This is a genomic window from Pelistega europaea (genome assembly GCF_013133775.1).
Lineage (GTDB): Bacteria > Pseudomonadota > Gammaproteobacteria > Burkholderiales > Burkholderiaceae_B > Taylorella > Taylorella europaea.
This window is the reverse complement of record NZ_JABGBO010000004.1, coordinates 74,559-95,557: the sequence shown is the minus strand read 5'-3', so window position 1 is coordinate 95,557 and position 20,999 is coordinate 74,559. Positions and strand designations below refer to the sequence as shown.

Genomic DNA, 20,999 nt, shown 5'->3' with positions numbered 1-20,999 from the left:
TGTTATTTATCAGATAGCACAGTCCTGTGAGCGACTCACATTGACATACTTGCTCTCACAGGACTTCTATGATTGAGCATACAAACCGCTATGATTACTATCGAAATAAGCGTGCCAACTGGGCGACTCCAGCTCGAATCTTATCCTCTGGTACTGTGACAAAACTCAAACGTAAATGATTTTTTTCTGGTTTAGAAGGAAAGAACGGTTCTCCTGGAACATAGGCTACATGCTGTTCTTCAATAGCACGATAAAGGAGCTGAGTAGTGTCCATATCAGGTTGATGAAAAGTCATCCAAATAAACATACCCCCTGTTGGGCGTGTCCAGCTCACTTCCATTCCGGCAAAATGTTCTTCAAGTGCTTCAAGCATATAGTGACATTGTCGATGGTATAGTTCCCGTACCTTGGGCAGATGAACATCTAAAAAACCATCTTTGACAGTTTCATACACTGCCATTTGGTTAATGGTAGAGGTTTGTAAATCAGTCGCTTGTTTAAGTTGTACTAGTTTGTCTATGATATGGACAGGTGCGGTGATAAAACCAATGCGTAAGCCAGGAGAGAGAATTTTGGAGAAAGAACCCATGCGAATAACCGTCCCTCCATATTGTTGGGAGAGTGCAAACAAGCTTGGCAAAGCCTCTCCCTCAAAACGAAGCTCCCCATAAGGATCATCTTCAACCAAGGGAAGATTAAGTTCTGCCGCACGCTTAACCAATGCAATACGGCGAGCCAAACACAGGGTGCGTCCTGTTGGATTTTGGAAATTAGGTAGCACGTAAGCAAAACGAGCATCTTTGGTTAAGTCAGAAGTTAAAGCCTCAGGTATTAATCCTTTTTCGTCCGTAGGAATGGTATCGTAGCAAGGAGAAAACTGATTTAAGGATTGAATTGCTCCGAGGTAAGAAGGGGATTCAAACAATACTTTACTACCCTCGTCTAAAAATAGTTTGCCGATTAAATCAAGTGCTTGTTGAGAACCAGAGACAATCAGCACATTTTCTACCTGAATATCAACGCCACGGGCTTTAAAATCACGTACAATCCATTCTCTCAAAGGGCGATACCCCTCAGAGGAGCCATATTGTAAAGCTGTTTTGGCTTGTGTCTGAAAAATTGTATCAAAGGCTTTGTGTAGTTGTTCGACTGGGAATCCTTCTGGCGTAGGTAGTCCACCTGCAAAAGAAATGACTTCTGGACGCTCTGTCATTTTGAGAATATCGTAAATCACAGAGCTTTTCATTGTGGCCGCACGCTGAGAAATAGGAAAAGTAAAAGCATTCATAGTCAAACCTAAGATAAAGGGTATAAAGAATGGATTATCTTAACGTCTTTACGCTGAAATGATAAGTCTATACCAAAAAATGCTCTACTTTTGTGCAGATAAAATACCAAGACAGTGCAATGAATAATCTACTAGAGGAATATGAGGTATTTCCTTATAGGGGGGTATCCCTGCCTGATTTCCCAAAGAGGTGTGATCTTTTTCCTGGTGTGACCTTTTTAGGCTACATAGGCTAACTATTGGTCAGATTTTAACTGCACAAAGAGAATGGGAGAAACTCCCCTATAGGCTATATAGGAATTTTTAAAAAGATTAGATGGCCTTTGTTGTGATGGCAAGAGCATGGATAGGGTAGGGCATTAAATCCTCGACTTTCGCATATACAAGACGTTGTTGGGCAACACGACTAAGACCTTGAAAGCGAGGAGAAGCGATGATGACACGAAAATGACTAGCTCCCTCACGGTTGGCTGCATGACCAGCGTGTAGGTGAGAGTCATCAATAATTTCTAATTCTGTGGGCTCTAGTGTAAGAAAGCGTTGGCGTAATAGTTCAGCACGTTCAGTGGAATGGTTCATTGTCACAATATAATGAGTATTAAATAAAAAATATTAAAAGGGATATAGCTGTCTACACACTATGCGAGACTCGGCAATAAAGGTAGAACAGAGAAAAAGCCTAATTGTTAGGCTGATGTCATCATAGCATGAAAAAGAGCCACTTATTGGAGGCCTCTTTTCGATAGGGTCATGCCGATGTCATCATAGCATGAAAAAGGGTCACTCACTGGAGCGACCCTTTTTTATATCGGGGAATATTGCGATATTTCCCCTAGAGCATTCAATACTGTTTAGATTTGAACGCTTTCAGCCAATGTCTTATAGCTGTCGATTTGATCAAAGTTCATGTAACGATAGATCTTATCGCCATTTTCATTAATCACACCGATATTTTCCATGTACTCTTCGCGAGTAGGAATACGACCTAAGCGAGAGCAAATAGACGCTAACTCAGCAGAACCTAGGTACACATTCGTGTTTTTACCTAAACGGTTAGGGAAGTTACGAGTACTGGTTGACATCACTGTCGCACCTTCGCGTACTTGTGCTTGGTTACCCATACATAATGAGCAGCCTGGCATTTCAGTACGAGCACCAGCCACACCTAATACACCATAGTGACCTTCAGCAGTGAGTTGCTCTTGGTCCATCTTAGTAGGAGGTGCAATCCACAAGCGTACAGGAATATCACGTTTACCTTCGAGTAGTTTAGAAGCGGCACGGAAGTGGCCGATGTTAGTCATACAACTACCGATAAATACTTCGTCAATCTTCGCACCAGCCACATCAGATAATGTCTTAACATCATCAGGATCGTTAGGGCAAGCAACGATAGGCTCTTTGATTTCGTTAAGATCAATCTCAATCACTGCAGCGTACTCAGCATCAGCATCCGCTTTGAGGAGTTGAGGATTTTCTAACCAAGCTTCCATGGCTTTAATGCGACGAGCTAATGAGCGAGCATCTTGGTAGCCGTTAGCAATCATTGTTTTCAATAGAGTGATATTACTATTGATGTATTCAATGATAGGTTCTTTGTTCAACTGAACAGTACAACCAGCAGCAGAACGTTCTGCTGATGCATCGGTCAATTCAAAAGCCTGTTCTACTTTAAGATCGGGTAGACCTTCGATTTCAAGAATGCGACCAGAGAAGATGTTTTTCTTGCCTTGTTTAGCCACAGTCAATAGACCTTGTTTGATCGCGTATAAAGGAATTGCATTAACAAGATCACGTAAGGTCACGCCAGGTTGCATTTTGCCTTTGAAGCGAACCAATACAGACTCAGGCATATCCAAAGGCATAACACCCGTAGCAGCAGCAAAGGCAACAAGACCAGAACCTGCAGGGAATGAAATACCGATAGGGAAACGAGTATGAGAGTCACCACCTGTACCAACAGTATCAGGTAATAACATACGGTTTAACCAAGAGTGGATAACACCATCACCTGGGCGTAGGGAAATACCACCACGGCTGCTGATGAAAGCAGGTAATTCGTGGTGAGTTTTCACGTCAACAGGTTTTGGATAAGCCGCTGTATGGCAGAAAGATTGCATCACTAAATCAGCAGAGAAGCCCAAGCAAGCAAGGTCTTTAAGCTCATCACGAGTCATAGGACCAGTGGTGTCTTGACTACCTACAGAAGTCATACGAGGCTCACAGTAAGTACCTGGACGTACACCTTGACCCTCTGGCAAACCACAGGCACGACCAACCATTTTTTGTGCTAATGTAAAGCCTTTGCCAGTGTCTGCAGGGTCTTTAGGTAAGCGGAATAAAGTAGAAGGAGGTAAACCTAATGCTTCACGAGCCTTAGCAGTTAAGCCACGACCAATGATAAGAGGAATACGACCACCAGCACGTACTTCGTCAAATAATACGTCTGATTTCACTTTGAATTCAGCGATGACTTCACCGTTTTTAAGGGCTTTACCTTCGTATGGACGGAGCTCAACCTCGTCACCCATTTCCATCTTAGATACGTCTAATTCGATAGGTAATGCACCAGCATCTTCCATGGTGTTGTAGAAAATAGGAGCGATTTTACCGCCTAAACATACGCCACCGAAACGTTTGTTAGGGATGAAAGGAAGGTCTTCACCTGTAAACCATAATACAGAGTTAGTAGCTGATTTACGAGAAGAACCTGTACCGACCACGTCACCTACGTAAGCAACGAGATTGCCTTTTTCACGAAGCGATTGGATGAATTTCACTGGGCCACGTTTGCCGTCTTCTTCTGGCTCAAATGGAGCACCATCGCGTTTGTTTTTCAACATCGCTAAAGCGTGTAATGGGATGTCTGGACGAGTGGTTGCGTCTGGCGCCGGAGATAAGTCGTCAGTGTTAGTTTCGCCAGGTACTTTGAATACCGTGATTTTTAGGCTTTCTGGAACCTCTGGACGGCTAGTAAACCATTCTGCGTCAGCCCAACTTTGGAGAACTTCTTTAGCAAAAGCATTACCTTTGTCCGCTTTCTCTTTGACATCATGGAAAGCATCAAACATTAACAAAGTCTTTTTCAATGCATCAGCGGCAATTTGACCGAGTTCAGCATTGTCTAAAAGATCGATAAGTGGGCTGATGTTATAACCACCCAACATTGTACCTAATAATTCGGTCGCACGAGCTGGTGTGATTAATGGATTCTTCTCAGTACCAAATGCTAAGGCGGCAAGATAAGATGCTTTGACTTTAGCCGCATCATCTACCCCAGCAGGCACACGGTGAGTGAATAACTCTAACAAAAACTCTTCTTCACCTGCAGGAGGATTCTTGAGTAATTCGATAAGATCAGCCGTTTGTTGAGCTGATAACGGAAGGGCTGGAATGCCCAAGGCAGCACGTTCTGCTGCGTGTTTACGATATGCTTCCAACATAGTTTTTCTTCCTAAAGTCGGTTGAGGTAAATAATTCCTCTATTATAAAGGAAATTTCATCTTTATGTTAAGTCTTATATAAGACTTGAACAAAAACCAACAGCCATGGTTTTTACTGATTGCTTATCCTGTATGGTGCCGTTAAACTGTTGCTACTAACGAAACAGGGGTGCTACACCGACTGGTGAGGCTGAGAAATACCCTTTGAACCCGATCAAGGTAATACTTGCGAGGCGAAGTTTTTGTTGATAGTGGAAAATGCTGAGGACTTCTATATAGAGGTCGTTTTCATAGAAGTGATTATCTGCTAAGTAATGCGTGATTTCTTTGACCCAAATACTTATCTGTGCGATGAATGATACTCAAAAAGCCTTCATCGACTCAATAGGTAAAAGGGCTAGCAGATTGGTCAATGAGTAGATAGTGAAATAGACAGTATTTGACTAGAATACTACGGTGAGTGTTCATCGTTTATTGCCCATTGCTATCGCTTATCATCGCCCCATATGCCCACCTCTGTTTCCTGATGTGTGTTTTTTCTTTCAGGAGACCATGATGGCGAAACCTTCTCTTAATGTTGCCCACGAGCTTTCTCAATTAAGCCAATCTCTTGGCATTCAGTTTGCCTATCCTAACTCGCGTAAGCTTTATCTAAGTGGTTCACGTACTGATATACGGGTACCTTGTCGTGAAATTTCCCAAGATGATACAGTGACGGCAACGGGCGTTGAGCCTAACCCACCTATCCCTGTGTATGATACCAGTGGTCCTTATGGAGACCCACAAGCGAAGATTGACCTTAAACAAGGTTTGCCTGATATTCGTAGTGTGTGGATTGAAGAAAGAGGGGATACTGAGCGTCTTGCTGGGTTATCTAGTCAATACGGGATGGAGCGAGCCAATGATATCTCCACGGCCCATTTGCGATTTAAGCAAATTACCCAACCTCGTCGAGCCAAGGCAGGCACTAATGTGACGCAGATGCACTATGCACGCAAGGGGATTATTACGCCTGAAATGGAGTTTGTGGCTATTCGTGAACGGATGAAGTTGGATGAGTTAATGCGAGATGCTCGCTATGAAAAGTTATTAAAGCAACATGCAGGCGAGTCTTTTGGTGCCAATATGCCTACACATCCAGACCAAATTACTCCCGAGTTTGTGCGGCAAGAGGTCGCTGCAGGGCGAGCGATTATCCCTGCTAATATTAATCATACCGAGCTTGAGCCGATGATTATTGGACGTAATTTCCGTGTCAAAATCAATGGGAATTTAGGCAATTCAGCGGTGACATCATCACTGACAGAAGAAGTGGAAAAAATGGTGTGGGCATTACGTTGGGGGGCGGATACCATTATGGATTTATCTACTGGAGCGAATATTCATGAGACGCGTGAGTGGATTATTCGTAATGCTCCAGTACCAATTGGTACAGTGCCCATTTATCAGGCTCTTGAGAAAACAGGAGGAATTGCAGAGGATTTAACTTGGGAGTTATTCCGAGACACCTTGATTGAACAGGCAGAGCAGGGGGTAGATTACTTTACGATTCATGCAGGGGTGTTATTACGCTATGTACCACTGACGGCTCAACGCTTAACGGGGATTGTCTCTCGTGGTGGTTCTATCATGGCGAAATGGTGTTTGGCACATCACAAGGAGAATTTTCTTTATACGCATTTTGATGAGATCTGTGAAATTATGAAGGCCTATGATGTGTCTTTTTCATTAGGGGATGGTCTACGGCCAGGGTGTGTGGCAGATTCTAATGATGAAGCACAATTTGGTGAATTACATACACTAGGAGAGTTGACAGCCAAAGCATGGCAACATGATGTTCAAGTAATGATTGAGGGACCTGGGCATGTGCCATTGCAACGCATACGTGCCAATATGACGGAAGAATTACAACATTGTTTGGAAGCACCTTTTTATACTTTAGGCCCTTTGGTAACGGATATTGCCCCTGGATATGATCATATTACCTCGGGTATTGGGGCAGCGAATATTGGCTGGTATGGTACAGCTATGCTATGTTATGTAACGCCTAAAGAGCATTTAGGTTTGCCTAATAAAGAGGATGTTCGGACAGGTATTATCACCTATAAGTTAGCGGCACATGCAGCAGATTTAGCTAAAGGTTGGCCAGGAGCCCAGTTACGGGATAATGCCTTGTCTAAAGCGAGATTTGAATTCCGTTGGCGTGATCAATTCCGTTTGGGATTGGATCCAGAGCGTGCTGAGAGTTATCATGATGCGACATTGCCAGCAGAAGGTGCCAAAATTGCTCACTTCTGCTCTATGTGTGGCCCTAAATTCTGCTCTATGAAAATTACCCAAGAGGTTCGTGATTACGCCGAGCAACAGATGCAAGAAAAGTCGGTAGAGTTTATCAAAGCAGGTGCGAAGATTTATCGGTAGGAATATTGACTTTTGCAAATAGATTCATTAGCATAGTACATAAGGAGGTTGGCTAGCATTTCTACTAGCCGCACCATGGTGAGAGTGCTGGTCTCACTTTAGGTGTTATCTACGCTAATAAGCATTATTGCTTAGTAGCAGTAGAATAAAAAGGACGATGAGTAGTAAAGTGGTTTTCATCGTTCTTCTCCTTATCTCTAAGTTCAAGCTTAGAGCGCTCACCAGTTACATTATTGTGACTGATAAGACTATGATAGGGGATGTTGTTTGATTAGTCTGTATCTAGGGATGAAATTATCCACCTAGGATTTTTCCTAATGTCGCTTTAATCCTTATTTCTTCACTTCATTCATCACTCCTGCTGTAGGAAGATTTGCCTACCAAGGACTCCCTTTTTATCACGCAGTAGCACTTGAAACTTTTCGTAGTAAAACTTTTGTTTTAGCGCTTCAAAAGCTCACTTTTTTTCATCTTAAAACTTATTCCGCCAACAAATCCGCAAACTCAGGGTGGCGTTGGATATAGGCAGCTGTGTAAGAGCAGGTTGGAATAACTTTCCAGCCTTGTTCACGGGCTGTTTTGAGCGCAGCTTCATTTAGCTTGCCTGCAATACCTCGCCCACCAATAGCATCAGGGACGATGGTGTGCGTAATTTCCATCACATTGCCACGTAAGTCGTAGTCGACATAGGCTGTATTGGCATTTAATACGGTAGAGAAACGTTGTTTATCGGTGTGATGGAAGATGGTTGTCATGATGACTCCTTTGGAGTTGATAATATTGGGATAATTTGTCTATGGTAGCACAAGGATAGTGTATCCATAGGTAATAACAAGATAGGTTGATAGATTGTGATGTCTTAATTTATCACAATCACGCATATCCTCCACCTAGGAATAGTCCTAGTCTATGGACTGACAACGATATCCTATTTTGAGGCAAATCTGTGAAGCATAGAGGTGAATTTTACGTTGTGGAAGAAGTATACAATTCTTTCAAAATCGTTTTGAGTTGTTCAAAGATAAACATCACTCTATCAGTGACGATGCTTTGATAGGGACGATAGAGATACAGATGCCATGGTTGTTTTTCTAAATCAGGAAAAAGCTCTATGAGTTGTCCATTTTTGAGATAAGGGGCACAAATAACATCAATCAGCTGTGAGCAAGTTCTTCCCACTAAGGCAGATTGCAACTCATAAATCGCATCGCTACTCATAAAGCGAATTTGATTGGGGAAAAAATGAATGTCTTTGTTAACTTGCCAATCCCAGATGCGTTTTAGTTTTGGGTTGACTAATCCGCTGAGGGGATAGTTCTGTGCGAGGTCGGTGAGGTCTTTAGGCATACCTAGCCTTTCAATTAGCGAGGGGGCTGCTACAATTTTTTCATCAAAGGCACAAATATGCTGGGCAATCCAATGCGGCTCTGGCTCACGGCAGACGCGTAGCCCAATGTCAATATTGTCATCAATGGCTTTGAGCTTATCAATGGACACTTGCCAATCAATCGTAATATCAGGATAAGGGGCTAATGCGAAGAGAAGTTGACTCAGTAATTGATTGTTATAGGGAAGAGGGGGTAGAGTCATTCTGACCATCCCTTGCATCGTTTTTTGTGAGGGTTTATGGTGAGTAGAAAAAAGTCGTTCACTATCGGCTAATAGTTGTTGGGCTTGCGGAAGAAATTGGTTGCCAAACTCTGTTAAGCGAATATTACGTGTGTTACGCTTGAACAAACTTTCCCCTAATGTGGTCTCAAGTTCAGCAATCATACGCGTAACGACTTGAGGGGAGACAGATAAACGTTGTGCAGTTTCTCTAAAGTTAAGTGTTTCACTGGCAACGCAGAAATATTTAAGTGCTTCAAGTTTGTTCATAATACAAAATGCGGTTAACTGATGACATCGTAAAACCTCGTTGTTTACGACAGAAATACCAGAAGAAGGCGTGTTAGTCATTTCAAATGATGAATGTCTAAGGCCACGAGTCTTTGCAAACAATCTGACAGGTTGTGTTCAGAAATATATATCATTATTCCTTATATAGGAATAGTCTATTCTAATTTTATTCCTTTTTTGTGAGTTAATTTGGGAATACAATAGGCAACAGTATAAAAAACGGTTTATGGTTGTTTTGTACTATGTTTTGCAAAGGCTGTACGGTTCATTGAAAAGTAGGATGCAGGAAAATACTGGAAAATCGTACGGCTCTTTTGCATACATAAGAGAATATGATGAAAGTTTCTATCTTAAATTTAGTCCCTGTACGAGAAGGGCAGAATTATCAACAAGCCATTGCGTCGATGGTAAAACTTGCGCAACATGCCGAAAACATTGGTATTGAGCGTTATTGGATTGCTGAACATCACAATATGAAAAATTTAACCAGTTCAGCGACTGCATTATTGATTCAACATGCTTTGGCGAATACAAAAACTATTCGTGTTGGCTCGGGTGGTGTCATGTTGCCTAACCATAGCCCCTATGTGGTGGCAGAGCAATACGGCACATTAGAGACGCTCTATCCTGGACGTGTGGATTTAGGGTTGGGGCGAGCTCCTGGGACGGATATGAAAACGGCGGCTGCGTTGCGACGTGGACGTTATGATTTTGATTTTCCTACTGATATTGCTGAATTACGCGGATATTTTAAGAATACCAATGCGGTATCGGCTTATCCTGCAGCGGGTCTTAATCTTCCTTTTTATATTTTGGGTTCCAGTACAGAGAGTGCTTTTCTCGCTGCTGAGTTGGGATTGCCCTATGCGTTTGCTGCGCATTTTGCCCCACGTATGATGGAGATGGCGATAGCCATTTATCGACAAAATTTCCGACCATCACCTTATCTTGCAAAACCCTATGTGATTTTAGGGGCCAATGTTATTGTCGCAGATACTGATGAGGAAGCCAAGTATTTGGCCACGACCCAGACGCAATTCTTTTTAAATGTCGTCACGCACGCACAGCAGAATATGCAACCTCCAGTGGAATCAGAAGAGGTCTTGTGGACACAATATACGGCGTCTAAAGAGCCAGTGCATTTTGGTCCTGTCGATTTACAGACAATACCGATTTATCATCAAGAACGAGCAGCGGTAGAGCAAATGACCTCTTGTTCGCTAATTGGTAGCCCACAAACAGTGGCGTTTAGATTAGCACAGTTGCGTAAGCAAATTCATTTTGATGAGATGATGGCGGTGAGTTATATTTTTGATGAGGCATTACAAGCCAAGTCGTATACGCTATTTAAAGCAATTGTGGATGCTTATTCGACAGATGCATAAATGGAATGATTAAATTGTTTAAAAATTGATTTTCTGAATGGAGAAAATAATGCAAGCATTTAGTTTTCAAAACCCGACTCGTATTGAGTTTGGTGTCGACAAAGAAAAACAAATGGGGCAATACATGAGTGAGTTGGGCGCTAAAAAAGCCCTAATCGTTTATGGTAGTGAGCGGGTTAAAAAATCAGGCTTATTTGATGATGTGGTGAAAGGATTAAAAGAGCAAGGTATTGAATTTGTTGAATGTGGTGGCGTAAAAAGTAACCCTATTTTGAGCAAAGTGCGGGAAGGTATTGAGTTAGCAAGAAAATTCGGTGCTGATAGCGTGTTAAGTATCGGTGGAGGCTCCTGTTTAGATAGTGCTAAAGCGATTGCGGCGGGTACTGTTTATGAGGGTGATGTATGGGACTTTTTTACTGGTAAAGCCAAAGTACAACAAGCATTGAATGTTTTTGATGTGATTACTTTAGCAGCGACGGGTAGTGAGATGAATGACGGTGGTGTGGTGACAAATGATGCCACACAACAAAAATACTCCTTAAGTGGCTTTAGTCTTTTCCCTAAAGTATCGGTGATTAACCCTAAACTGCAATCGACAGTGAGTCGCGACTATTTGGTGTATTCTGCCTCCGATATTATTGCTCACTCTATTGAGGCCTACTTTACGGCAAAGGTACATCCTGAACTCATTAGTATGCAGGTAGAAGCCAATATCAAAACGGTGATTCGTACTACTGAAGCCTTGCTTAACAATCCAGAAGATTTAGATGCACGAGGGGAGTTTGCGTGGGCAGCGACGATGGCATTAAATGGTTTAACCCATGTGGGTATTGCGAAGTACGGTTTTCCTAACCATATGATTGAGCATGCCATGAGTGCGGTATGTGATGTGCCTCATGGGGCAGGTTTGTCAGTAGTGATGCCTGCCTGGATGACATGGTATAAAGATCAGAATCCACAACAATTTACACGTTTTGCACGCGAAGTCTTTGGTTTACAAACAGCAGAAGAAGGTATTCAAGCACTCAAACAATGGTTTGATAAGATTGGTACGCCCACTCGCTTATCTCAATTGAAGATTGAGGGGGCAGTGCTTGAAGAAGTGATTGATAATGCGGCGGGTAATGCGGTGGCTTGGCGTATGGATAAGGTCTATACCCGTGAAGCGATTGCTGACATTTTTGCATTGGCAAAGTAAGGTTTCCTTTACCTTTCCCTATAACAACAAAGCTCCTTTGATGGATTATGCTCCCTAAAATGGGAGCATTTTTTTAGTCTTTACTCCTGCTTTAACCGTAACGCTTCCGTTTGCTGAAATTGATCTAAAAATGCCTGATACTCTTTGGATTGTTTTAATAAAAGATGAGCCGCTTTTTTTAGATTATCAATATCTTTTTTGGGCAAATGAAAGCTGGTAGGAATATTGAGTACTTCTGTCTTGAAGTCTGAGTCTGGTAAATCGTATAAGTTAAGACTGACAAAATGTAGGGTGATAATATCCCCATGTTGGTTACGAATTTTGTTGTTATTCCATTCTTTTGCTAAATTACGAAATTGTTGTATAGACAATGCTGAATTGTTATCGATAGGAACATTAATAACGGCGTTGATAACTTGACTGATGCTAGGGACAGAGGCACTTTTGTCTATATCAGATTGCAATCTATTTTGTGCATTGACATTAATGATAACAATGTGGCGTACTTTCTCAGGGAGAAATTGGCTGGATTCTGTATTTTTCTTGCGAAAAGGAGCCAGTTCCAGCATACCTCGTAAACCTAGATTATCTGTTAGTCCTCCGTCAACAAGATGGATAAAGGGGCGTTTTTTGCTGTCTTCGTATTGTCGATTGTCCTCAGCGATGGCTTGTAGCGTTTTTTGTTGCTTAGCAAAGTGAGGGTCTTGGACGGTAAGATAGGCCGGCGCTTGATAGTGACAATGTCCTCCATGATTATTTAATGTCAGAGGAGAAAAAACAATTGGTACTGCACTAGAAGAGGCCACCGCACGTGCGATTTCCAAATCATTAAGATTTAAACACATCGCATCAAATGTTTCTTGGATAAAATCAAACCGTTTACCTGAGTTCATATCCGTGGCAGAAATAACCGCAAAAGGTCCTTTACGTTGCTTATCAAGAACAGCGAAGGTTTTTTTACCAAAGAGGTAATTCTCAAATTGTTCTTGTAGCAAGTCCCCTCGGCCATATTCATCAGCGGTTAGTTTAGGCAGATTAGCCAGTGAGATTACCTGTAAAATCATATCGCGTTGGAAGTTACGAAGCAGGAATTTTTTCTCAAAAGAGGGGACAGTCTCTTTCCCATTTAAACTGAAATAGCTTGCCAATACTGAGCCACCTGATACACCAAATACGAGGTCGATACTTTCTAACACATTCTTGTTATTTTTGAGTTGTACCTTGCTAAATTCCTCTAATACGCCATAACCAAATGCTGCGGCCCGGGTTCCTCCTCCTGATAATGTGAGTACCAGTTGCAAGTCATCGTCGACATGCGAAATATTATTCATCAGACGATAACCCGATTGTGTGTCTACTTGTGAGATGGTTTCAATGGGTTGGAATTTGGTGAATGAAGAACAAGCGGAAAGCGTAATAATAGATAAAGTAAGAATGGTACGTTTAAATACAGTAAACATAAGATAATGAGTTAGCCATGATGATAAATTACCAACAGTAGTTTAATAGATATGTTGGATTTAATGGGAATATTGAAGGAGAAAAATGATAGATGGATATTGAAGAGTCGTTCAACTATAGGTTATTCAGTGCTCAATGAATCTTTAGGATGAGGCGAAATAAAAACAGGCGATTTTAAAATCGCCTGTCGTCATTTGATGATGATAAGACTATTTACGCTCGTCTAGTGGTACAAATGGAATATCATCTGGACCAGTGTAGTTAGCCGTTGGGCGAATAATCTTGTTATCAGCACGTTGTTCAAGAATGTGAGCAGACCAACCTGCTGTACGTGCAATCACGAATAATGGAGTAAACATAGAAGTCGGTACCCCCATCATGTGGTATGACACGGCAGAGAACCAGTCAAGGTTAGGGAACATTTTCTTAATATCCCACATCACAGATTCTAGGCGTTCAGCAATGTCGAACATCTTGGTGTTGCCTTGTTCGTCTGAAAGACGTTTAGCGACTTTCTTGATTACTACATTACGCGGATCAGAAATGGTATAAACAGGGTGTCCAAAACCAATAATGACTTCTTTGTTTTCTACGCGACGACGAATATCTGCTTCTGCTTCGTCTGGATTCTCGTAGCGTTTTTGAACTTCAAAAGCAACTTCATTGGCACCGCCATGTTTAGGACCACGTAAAGCACCAATAGCACCAGTCACGGCAGAGTACATATCAGAGCCTGTACCAGCAATCACACGGCTAGTGAAAGTAGATGCATTGAACTCATGCTCAGCATAAAGGATTAATGAGGTGTGCATGGCACGAACCCAGCTTTCTGGTGGTGCTTCACCATGTAATAGGTGTAAGAAATGTCCACCGATGCTATCATCATCGGTTTGAACATCAATCACACGACCATTATGGCTGAAATGATACCAATAGAGTAGGGCAGAGCCTAAGCAAGCCATCAAACGGTCAGCGATGTCACGCGCATCAGCGGCATTGTGATCGTCTTTTTCAGGTAAGGTGCAACCTAGTACAGATACTGCTGTACGCATAACATCCATAGGATGACTAGCAGCAGGGAGTGACTCTAATACGGTTTGTAGATTAGCAGGTAAACCACGGAGACGGCGAAGTTTGGCTTTATATGCTTCTAATTCTTTGCGGTTAGGTAGCTTACCATGCACAAGTAAGTGAGCAACTTCTTCAAATTCGCTGACCTCAGCAAGGTCAAGAATATCATAACCACGATAGCTTAAATCGTTGCCTGTACGACCTACAGTACATAGGGCAGTATTACCTGCAACAACACCAGAAAGGGCAACCGATTTTTTTGCTTTTGGTTTACTTTCTTCAGCGCTCATTGAAAACTCCTTTTTGAAAATAATAAAAAATAGGTACGTATTTATTGTTATTTGTTTTTAGCAAATAAAGCGTCTAACTTTTGTTCAAATGCATGATAACCAATACGGTCATAAAGCTCTTCACGAGTTTGCATTAAATCTAGGACATTACGTTGATGTCCATCACGACGAATGGCTTGATATACGGTCTCAGCGGCTTTGTTCATGGCACGGAAAGCAGATAATGGATAAAGCACCATACCAACACCCACACCAGCTAATTCCTCTACACTAAACAATGGTGTCGCACCAAACTCGGTGATATTGGCTAATAACGGAACGTTGATGGCTTTGGCAAACTTCTCATAAGTCGGTAAATCATAAGCTGCCTCAGCAAAAATACCGTCAGCACCGGCTTCAGCACATTTGATAGCACGCTCAATAGCTGCATCAACCCCTTGGGCTTGAATAGCATCGGTACGAGCGATAATAAAGAAATTCTCATCAGTGCGAGCGTCAGCAGCTGCTTTAACACGATCTACCATCTCTTCAGTAGAAACGATTTCTTTGCCTGGGCGGTGACCGCAACGTTTGGCACCTACTTGGTCCTCAATGTGACAAGCAGCAGCACCTGCTTTAATCAGTCCTTTGACGGTACGCTCAATGTTAAAGGCAGAGGGGCCTAAACCTGTATCAATATCGACTAATAAGGGTGTATCACAAACATCCGTAATGCGACGTACATCAATCAGTACATCTTCAAGGGTATTAATACCTAAATCAGGTAACCCTAACGAACCTGCGGCGACGCCACCACCTGATAAATAAATAGCTTTAAAACCAGCACGTTTGGCTAACAATGCATGATTGGCATTAATAGCACCAATAATTTGTAGTGGTTTTTCTTCGGAAAGTGCTTGGCGAAACTTAGCACCAGCAGATTGGATAGGCATAATGTTATCTCCTATGTTACTTATATATGTAGTATGCAAAAAAATGGTTGATATGCCAATAGGGGAATACGCTTGATTGTGGCCACAACCATTTAGAGAATGGATTTCATTCTATTAAATTAGCCAGTGTTTACCTAAAGAGTATGAGTAAATCAGTGGGGTATTCGTCATGATAAAAAAGCCACGCAATAATGCGTGGCTTTTAGTATCTATTATTTCAACAAATCAGCAATGCCGTCACGCTCTTCAGTAAGCTCAGCAAGTGTTTTGTCCATACGCTCACGAGAGAAAGTATCAATCTCTAAACCTTGAACGATTTTGTATTCACCGTTTTCAGTGGTGACAGGGAAACCGTAAACGATGCCTTCAGGAATACCATAAGAACCGTCAGATGGTACACCCATAGTTACCCATTTACCGTTAGAACCTAATACCCAGTCACGTACGTGATCAATAGCGGCATTAGCAGCAGAAGCAGCAGAAGATAAACCACGCGCTTCGATGATGGCTGCACCACGTTTACCTACGGTTGGAATGAAAGTATCCTTGTTCCAAACATCGTCATTGATTTTCGCTTTTAAGCTTTCGCCGTTAACTTTGGCAAAACGGATGTCTGGGTACATGGTAGGGGAGTGGTTACCCCAAACGATTAAGTTTTCAATATCTTTAACTTCAGTGCCTGATTTTTGGGCTAATTGAGTTAATGCACGGTTGTGGTCCAAACGTAACATAGCAGTGAAGTTCTTGGCTGGTAAATCTGGAGCAGATTTCATAGCGATGTAAGCGTTAGTGTTAGCTGGGTTGCCTACAACAAGGACTTTAACATTACGGCTAGCTACTGCATTCAATGCTTTACCTTGTGCAGTGAAGATTTGAGCGTTTGCATGCAATAAGTCTTTACGTTCCATGCCAGGACCACGAGGGCGTGCGCCAACAAGTAAAGCGATATCAGCATCTTTGAACGCAGTCATTGGATCGCTGTGTGCAGTTACCTCTTTAAGAAGTGGGAATGCGCAGTCATCCAACTCCATAATTACGCCTTGAAGTGCTTTTTGTGCTTTTTCATCAGGAATTTCAAGAAGTTGAAGAATAACAGGTTGATCTTTACCTAACATCTCACCTGAGGCGATGCGGAATAGTAAAGCGTAACCGATTTGACCTGCGGCACCGGTAACGGCAACGCGTAAAGCTGGTTTAGACATATATATGCTCCAATAATAAAAGAATAATTTCGTTATAAAGAGAACGAAAGCATAAAAACTTTATACCCTTAATGTTAGCGGTAAAATGCTTTTTCGTCAATCACTCTTATATCTTATATATGAGTAGACAAGCGAAAGGATATGTGAAATAATCTTGGCTAGTTATTTTCTTTGGTTAGCGTTATGAATAAGACAGCTAAACGCGTAGCGAGATCTTCATCTAGACAATCGCCTGTGGCCGTGGCCTCTTTTAGCCCTTTGTATAAACAGATTAAAGACTTGTTGCTTCAGAGCTTGGAGTCTGGTGAGTTTAAGCCAGGAGAGATGATTCCAAGTGAGCAGGAGTTAGCGGTACGCTTTAAGGTTAGTCAGGGGACGGTTCGTAAGGCCATTGATGAATTATCAGCTGAAAATGTACTGATACGACGTCAAGGTAAGGGGACATTTGTTGCGACTCACCATGAGCCAGAGGTTCGTTATCGTTTTTTACGTATGGCAACAGATAATCCCGAAGGGGTTAAACGGACGCATAGTGAGATTTTGTCCTGTGATGAAATAGAGGCCAACGATGTGCAGCGTCAGGTTTTTGGCTTGTCAGTAGGTCAAAAAGTTATCTGTATCAAACGTGTGATGTATCTTTCCCATCAACCTGCGGTTTATGAAGAAATTTATCTTCCTGAACCTGCTTTTCAAGGCTTATCGTTTGCGTTGTTAACCACAGAGAAAATGCCGTTGTATGGTCTTTTTGAAAGCCATTTTGGTGTGCAGTTACTGCGCTGTGATGAGAAGTTGCGTGCTGTATCTGCTCCTAAAGAAGTGGCAAAATATCTCAAGATAGAAGAGGGGAGTCCTTTATTATCTATTGAACGTGTCGCTTATACCTATGGAGAAAAAGCGATGGAAATACGTAAGGGATTGTATTTAACGGAACATTATTATTATCGAAATAGTTTGAACTAGTTCATGAGTTTTTTGCCAAATAAAGAGTAGAAGGGTATTTTATTTCAGACTGTTTCTATTGAAATTCGCCTTTTTGCTTTTAGGAAGGTCGAAAAAATTCTATAATTAAAAGGTTTATTTTTTATTTTTTAAACTTAGAGGTCCATATGTCAGACACAACATCAAAACCTCGCCGTGAATTTCGCAACGTCGATTTTCAACTGATTACGACGAAGTATCGTTTGCCGTTTGCTGGTAAAGTGTCGATTCTTCACCGTGTTAGTGGCGCTCTTTTATTCTTAAGCCTTCCTTTATTGATTACTATATTTACGTATAGTGTAGCTAGTCCAATCACTTTTGCTGCATTGGGTGCAGGTGTTGGTGGGGTCTTCCTCAAACTTGTGCTATTAGTGCTTTTGTGGGGCTTTATGCATCATCTCTGTGCTGGTATTCGCTTCTTAATTCTGGACTTGCATATTGGTATGGACAAGGTGAGTGCTCAAAAGAGTGCCAAGGCTGTGCTTGCAGTGAGCTTGACATTGACTGTTATTTTTGCAATTAAATTATTCGGAGTGCTCTAATGTCTAAAGAACAATATGGTAGAACGCGCCGTGTAGTTGGTGCACATTATGGTACCGTTGGCTTTATCGTACAACGTGTGACAGCGATTATTCTTGCTGTATATTCTGTCCTTTTTTTGTTAGCCGCCTTGTTTACTCCTATTACTTATGAGAACTGGGTGCATTTCTTCACTTTCACCTGTTTTGGTGTGCCAGTGGGTCGTATGCTTGTCACTGTAGCGTTTTTCTCACTAGCATGGCATGCTTGGATTGGTGTTCGTGATATTTGGATGGACTATATCAAACCATTTGGTTTGCGTTTAGCATTATTTGCTTTGACCTTGCTTTGGTTAGCTGGCTGTGTTGCTTATTTTGCAGCCATTGTTTGGAGACTATAAATGACAGCGATTCTTTCTTCATTACCACGCCGTAAATTCGATGTAGTGGTTGTTGGTGCAGGTGGTGCGGGTATGCGCTGTTCTTTACAGCTTGCTCAAGCAGGCCTATCTGTAGCCGTTTTATCAAAAGTATTCCCAACTCGTTCGCACACTGTGGCAGCTCAAGGGGGTATTAGTGCTTCTCTTGGTAATATGTCAGAAGACCATTGGCAATGGCATATGTATGACACTGTTAAAGGGTCTGACTGGTTGGGTGACCAAGATGCGATTGAGTTTATGTGTCGTGAAGCTCCCAACGCGGTATACGAGTTAGAGCATTTTGGTATGCCTTTTGACCGTAACCCAGATGGTACGATTTACCAACGTCCTTTCGGTGGCCATACTTCACATTTTGGTGAAAAACCTGTTCAACGTGCTTGTGCTGCCGCTGACCGTACTGGTCACGCTTTATTGCATACGCTTTATCAACGCAATGTTGCATCTCGTACACACTTCTTTGTAGAGTGGATGGCATTAGACCTTATCCGTAATGATGATGGTGATGTTCTTGGTGTAACAGCACTTGAGATGGAAACAGGTGATATTTATATCCTCGAAGCTAAAGCGACAGTATTAGCAACTGGTGGTGCTGGTCGTATTTGGGCGGCTTCTACCAATGCATTTATCAATACAGGTGATGGCCTTGGTATGGTGGCTCGTGCAGGTATTCCTTTACAAGATATGGAGTTTTGGCAATTTCACCCAACAGGTGTAGCAGGTGCTGGTGTATTGATTACTGAGGGTGTTCGTGGTGAGGGTGGTATCCTTCTTAACAAGAACGGTGAGCGTTTTATGGAACGTTATGCTCCTAACCTTAAAGACTTGGCGCCGCGTGACTTTGTTTCTCGTTCTATGGACCAAGAGATTAAAGAAGGTCGTGGTTGTGGTCCCGACGGTAACTACGTTGTATTGAAACTTGACCATTTGGGTGCTGACGTAATTAACAAACGTCTCCCATCTATCCGTGAGATTGCAATTCGTTTTGCTAATGTTGACCCAATCAAAGAGCCTATCCCTGTAGTACCAACAATTCACTATCAAATGGGTGGTATTCCTGCTAATTACCATGGTCAAGTATTGACTTGGGATGCTGCAACTCAATCCAACAAAGTGGTTAACGGCTTATATGCTATTGGTGAATGTGCTGCCGTATCTATCCATGGTGCTAACCGTCTAGGTACTAACTCACTACTTGACTTGGTAGTATTTGGTCGTGCGACTGGTAATCATATCGTTAGTACTCACCTAGAGCGTCAACACGAACATCAACCATTGCCCGTTGAGTCTGTTAACAAATCTCTTGATCGTGTTAATGCACTTGAAACCCGAGCATCTGGTGAAAAAGTTCAAGATGTGGGTAATGCAATGCGTGTGGCTATGCAACACCACTGCGGCGTATTCCGTACACTAGACTTGTTGAATAAGGGTGTTACTAAGATTGATGAAATCGCTGAACAAGCGAAGAACATCTACTTCAAAGACAAATCTAAGGTCTTCAATATGGCTCGCCAAGAGGCATTAGAGATTGAAAACATGATTGAAGTTGCACGTGCTACTATTAAATCAGCTTCTCAACGTACAGAGAGCCGTGGTGCACATGCTCTTAACGACTACCCAGAGCGTGATGATGTGAACTGGTTGAAACACACTTTATGGTATTCAGATGACGGTCGCTTGGAATATAAACCTGTCCAAATGAAACCATTAACCGTTGACACAATCCCTCCAAAACCACGCACATTCTAAGCAGGATATTATGAGTAAACGTATCGTAAAATTTGAAATTTATCGCTATGATCCTGACAAGGACGAGCGTCCATACATGCAAAAACTCGAAGTTGAGTTAGGTCCTAATGACAAGATGCTTCTTGATGCGATTGTTCGCATTAAGAATGAGGTCGATGATAGTCTTTCTATTCGTCGTTCTTGTCGTGAGGGCGTTTGTGGTTCAGATGCAATGAACATCAATGGTAAAAATGGTTTGGCATGTATCACTAACTTACGTGATTTGAAAGAGCCTATCGTTTTACGTCCATTGCCTGGTTTGCCAGTTATTCGTGACTTAATCGTTGATATGACTCACTTCTTTAATCAATATCATTCGGTTAAGCCTTATTTGATTAACAATACGCCAGCACCTGAAAAAGAGCGTCTCCAAAGTCCAGAGGCTCGTGAAGAGTTAGATGGTCTTTATGAGTGTATTTTGTGTGCTTGCTGTTCTACTTCTTGTCCTTCATTCTGGTGGAACCCTGATAAATTCGTGGGGCCTGCTGGTTTGTTGCAAGCTTATCGTTTCTTAGCTGATAGTCGTGATGAAGCTACTGGTGAGCGTTTGGATAACTTAGAAGACCCATATCGCTTGTTCCGTTGCCATACCATTATGAACTGTGTGGATGTATGTCCTAAAGGTCTAAATCCAAGTAAGGCTATTGGTAAGATTAAAGAGATGTTAGTTCGTCGTACAGTGTAATTT

General features: G+C 42.1%; 17 protein-coding genes and 1 riboswitch. Of the genes, 8 read left to right on the top strand and 9 right to left on the bottom strand.

Annotation, left to right across the window (positions count from 1 at the left end; all coding sequences use genetic code 11):
• Positions 1-97 precede the first annotated feature (97 nt).
• The 3 genes from HKX40_RS04670 to acnB all read right to left on the bottom strand — a co-directional run bounded on the left by HKX40_RS04670 (position 98) and on the right by acnB (position 4,731).
• A complete protein-coding gene (locus HKX40_RS04670; RefSeq protein ID WP_171588400.1) occupies positions 98-1,288 on the bottom strand; it encodes an aminotransferase-like domain-containing protein in 1,191 nt (396 codons plus the stop codon).
• A 312-nt stretch (positions 1,289-1,600) separates the two neighbouring features.
• The gene (locus HKX40_RS04665) at positions 1,601-1,867 is read right to left on the bottom strand and encodes a BolA family protein (RefSeq protein ID WP_171588399.1); all 267 of its coding nucleotides are present in this window, start codon (positions 1,865-1,867) and stop codon (positions 1,601-1,603) included.
• Positions 1,868-2,139: 272 nt separating this feature from the next.
• Positions 2,140-4,731 carry a bifunctional aconitate hydratase 2/2-methylisocitrate dehydratase gene (gene acnB, locus HKX40_RS04660; RefSeq protein ID WP_171588398.1) on the bottom strand — a complete coding sequence of 864 codons (2,592 nt, stop codon included), beginning with the start codon at positions 4,729-4,731 and terminating at the stop codon, positions 2,140-2,142.
• Between the two features lie 155 nt (positions 4,732-4,886).
• Positions 4,887-4,986: riboswitch (TPP riboswitch) on the top strand.
• Positions 4,987-5,286: 300 nt separating this feature from the next.
• Between acnB and thiC the strand changes: the two genes are divergently transcribed.
• Positions 5,287-7,152, top strand: coding sequence for a phosphomethylpyrimidine synthase ThiC (gene thiC, locus HKX40_RS04655; RefSeq protein ID WP_216605180.1), 1,866 nt, complete (start codon positions 5,287-5,289; stop codon positions 7,150-7,152).
• 479 nt (positions 7,153-7,631) lie between these two features.
• Here the strand turns inward: thiC and HKX40_RS04645 are convergent, their stop codons facing one another.
• Positions 7,632-7,907: a GNAT family N-acetyltransferase gene (locus HKX40_RS04645; protein WP_171588395.1), complete on the bottom strand. Its 276-nt coding sequence runs from the start codon at positions 7,905-7,907 to the stop codon at positions 7,632-7,634.
• A 211-nt stretch (positions 7,908-8,118) separates the two neighbouring features.
• The gene (locus HKX40_RS04640) at positions 8,119-9,030 is read right to left on the bottom strand and encodes a LysR family transcriptional regulator (protein WP_171588394.1); all 912 of its coding nucleotides are present in this window, start codon (positions 9,028-9,030) and stop codon (positions 8,119-8,121) included.
• 353 nt (positions 9,031-9,383) lie between these two features.
• On the opposite strand from HKX40_RS04640, the gene HKX40_RS04635 reads away from it, so the two are divergent.
• Both HKX40_RS04635 and HKX40_RS04630 read left to right on the top strand, forming a co-directional pair.
• Complete coding sequence (locus HKX40_RS04635) at positions 9,384-10,436, top strand: LLM class flavin-dependent oxidoreductase (RefSeq protein ID WP_216605170.1); 1,053 nt, start codon at positions 9,384-9,386, stop codon at positions 10,434-10,436.
• A 49-nt stretch (positions 10,437-10,485) separates the two neighbouring features.
• Positions 10,486-11,634 (top strand): iron-containing alcohol dehydrogenase, encoded by a 1,149-nt coding sequence (locus HKX40_RS04630; protein WP_171588393.1) that lies wholly within the window; start codon positions 10,486-10,488, stop codon positions 11,632-11,634.
• An 80-nt stretch (positions 11,635-11,714) separates the two neighbouring features.
• Here the strand turns inward: HKX40_RS04630 and HKX40_RS04625 are convergent, their stop codons facing one another.
• From HKX40_RS04625 to HKX40_RS04610, 4 genes are all read right to left on the bottom strand, one after another.
• A complete protein-coding gene (locus HKX40_RS04625; RefSeq protein WP_171588392.1) occupies positions 11,715-13,094 on the bottom strand; it encodes a patatin-like phospholipase family protein in 1,380 nt (459 codons plus the stop codon).
• A gap of 210 nt (positions 13,095-13,304) precedes the next feature.
• Complete coding sequence (gene prpC, locus HKX40_RS04620; protein ID WP_171588391.1) at positions 13,305-14,456, bottom strand: bifunctional 2-methylcitrate synthase/citrate synthase; 1,152 nt, start codon at positions 14,454-14,456, stop codon at positions 13,305-13,307.
• Positions 14,457-14,503: 47 nt separating this feature from the next.
• Positions 14,504-15,388: a methylisocitrate lyase gene (prpB, locus tag HKX40_RS04615; RefSeq protein ID WP_216605169.1), complete on the bottom strand. Its 885-nt coding sequence runs from the start codon at positions 15,386-15,388 to the stop codon at positions 14,504-14,506.
• A gap of 212 nt (positions 15,389-15,600) precedes the next feature.
• Positions 15,601-16,590, bottom strand: coding sequence for a malate dehydrogenase (locus HKX40_RS04610; RefSeq protein ID WP_171588390.1), 990 nt, complete (start codon positions 16,588-16,590; stop codon positions 15,601-15,603).
• 183 nt (positions 16,591-16,773) lie between these two features.
• Here HKX40_RS04610 and HKX40_RS04605 point away from each other — a divergent pair, with 183 nt between their 5' ends.
• The 5 genes from HKX40_RS04605 to HKX40_RS04585 all read left to right on the top strand — a co-directional run bounded on the left by HKX40_RS04605 (position 16,774) and on the right by HKX40_RS04585 (position 20,996).
• Positions 16,774-17,550, top strand: coding sequence for a GntR family transcriptional regulator (locus HKX40_RS04605; protein WP_171588389.1), 777 nt, complete (start codon positions 16,774-16,776; stop codon positions 17,548-17,550).
• A gap of 146 nt (positions 17,551-17,696) precedes the next feature.
• Positions 17,697-18,110, top strand: coding sequence for a succinate dehydrogenase, cytochrome b556 subunit (gene sdhC, locus HKX40_RS04600; RefSeq protein ID WP_171588388.1), 414 nt, complete (start codon positions 17,697-17,699; stop codon positions 18,108-18,110).
• On the top strand, positions 18,110-18,487 hold the full coding sequence (gene sdhD, locus HKX40_RS04595) for a succinate dehydrogenase, hydrophobic membrane anchor protein (RefSeq protein ID WP_171588387.1): 378 nt from the start codon (positions 18,110-18,112) through the stop codon (positions 18,485-18,487). The genes sdhC and sdhD overlap by 1 nt, the downstream gene beginning before the upstream one ends.
• Complete coding sequence (gene sdhA / locus HKX40_RS04590; RefSeq protein WP_171588386.1) at positions 18,488-20,272, top strand: succinate dehydrogenase flavoprotein subunit; 1,785 nt, start codon at positions 18,488-18,490, stop codon at positions 20,270-20,272. It abuts the gene before it with no gap.
• 7 nt (positions 20,273-20,279) lie between these two features.
• Complete coding sequence (locus HKX40_RS04585) at positions 20,280-20,996, top strand: succinate dehydrogenase iron-sulfur subunit (RefSeq protein WP_343042995.1); 717 nt, start codon at positions 20,280-20,282, stop codon at positions 20,994-20,996.
• The last annotated feature ends 3 nt before the right edge of the window (positions 20,997-20,999 follow it).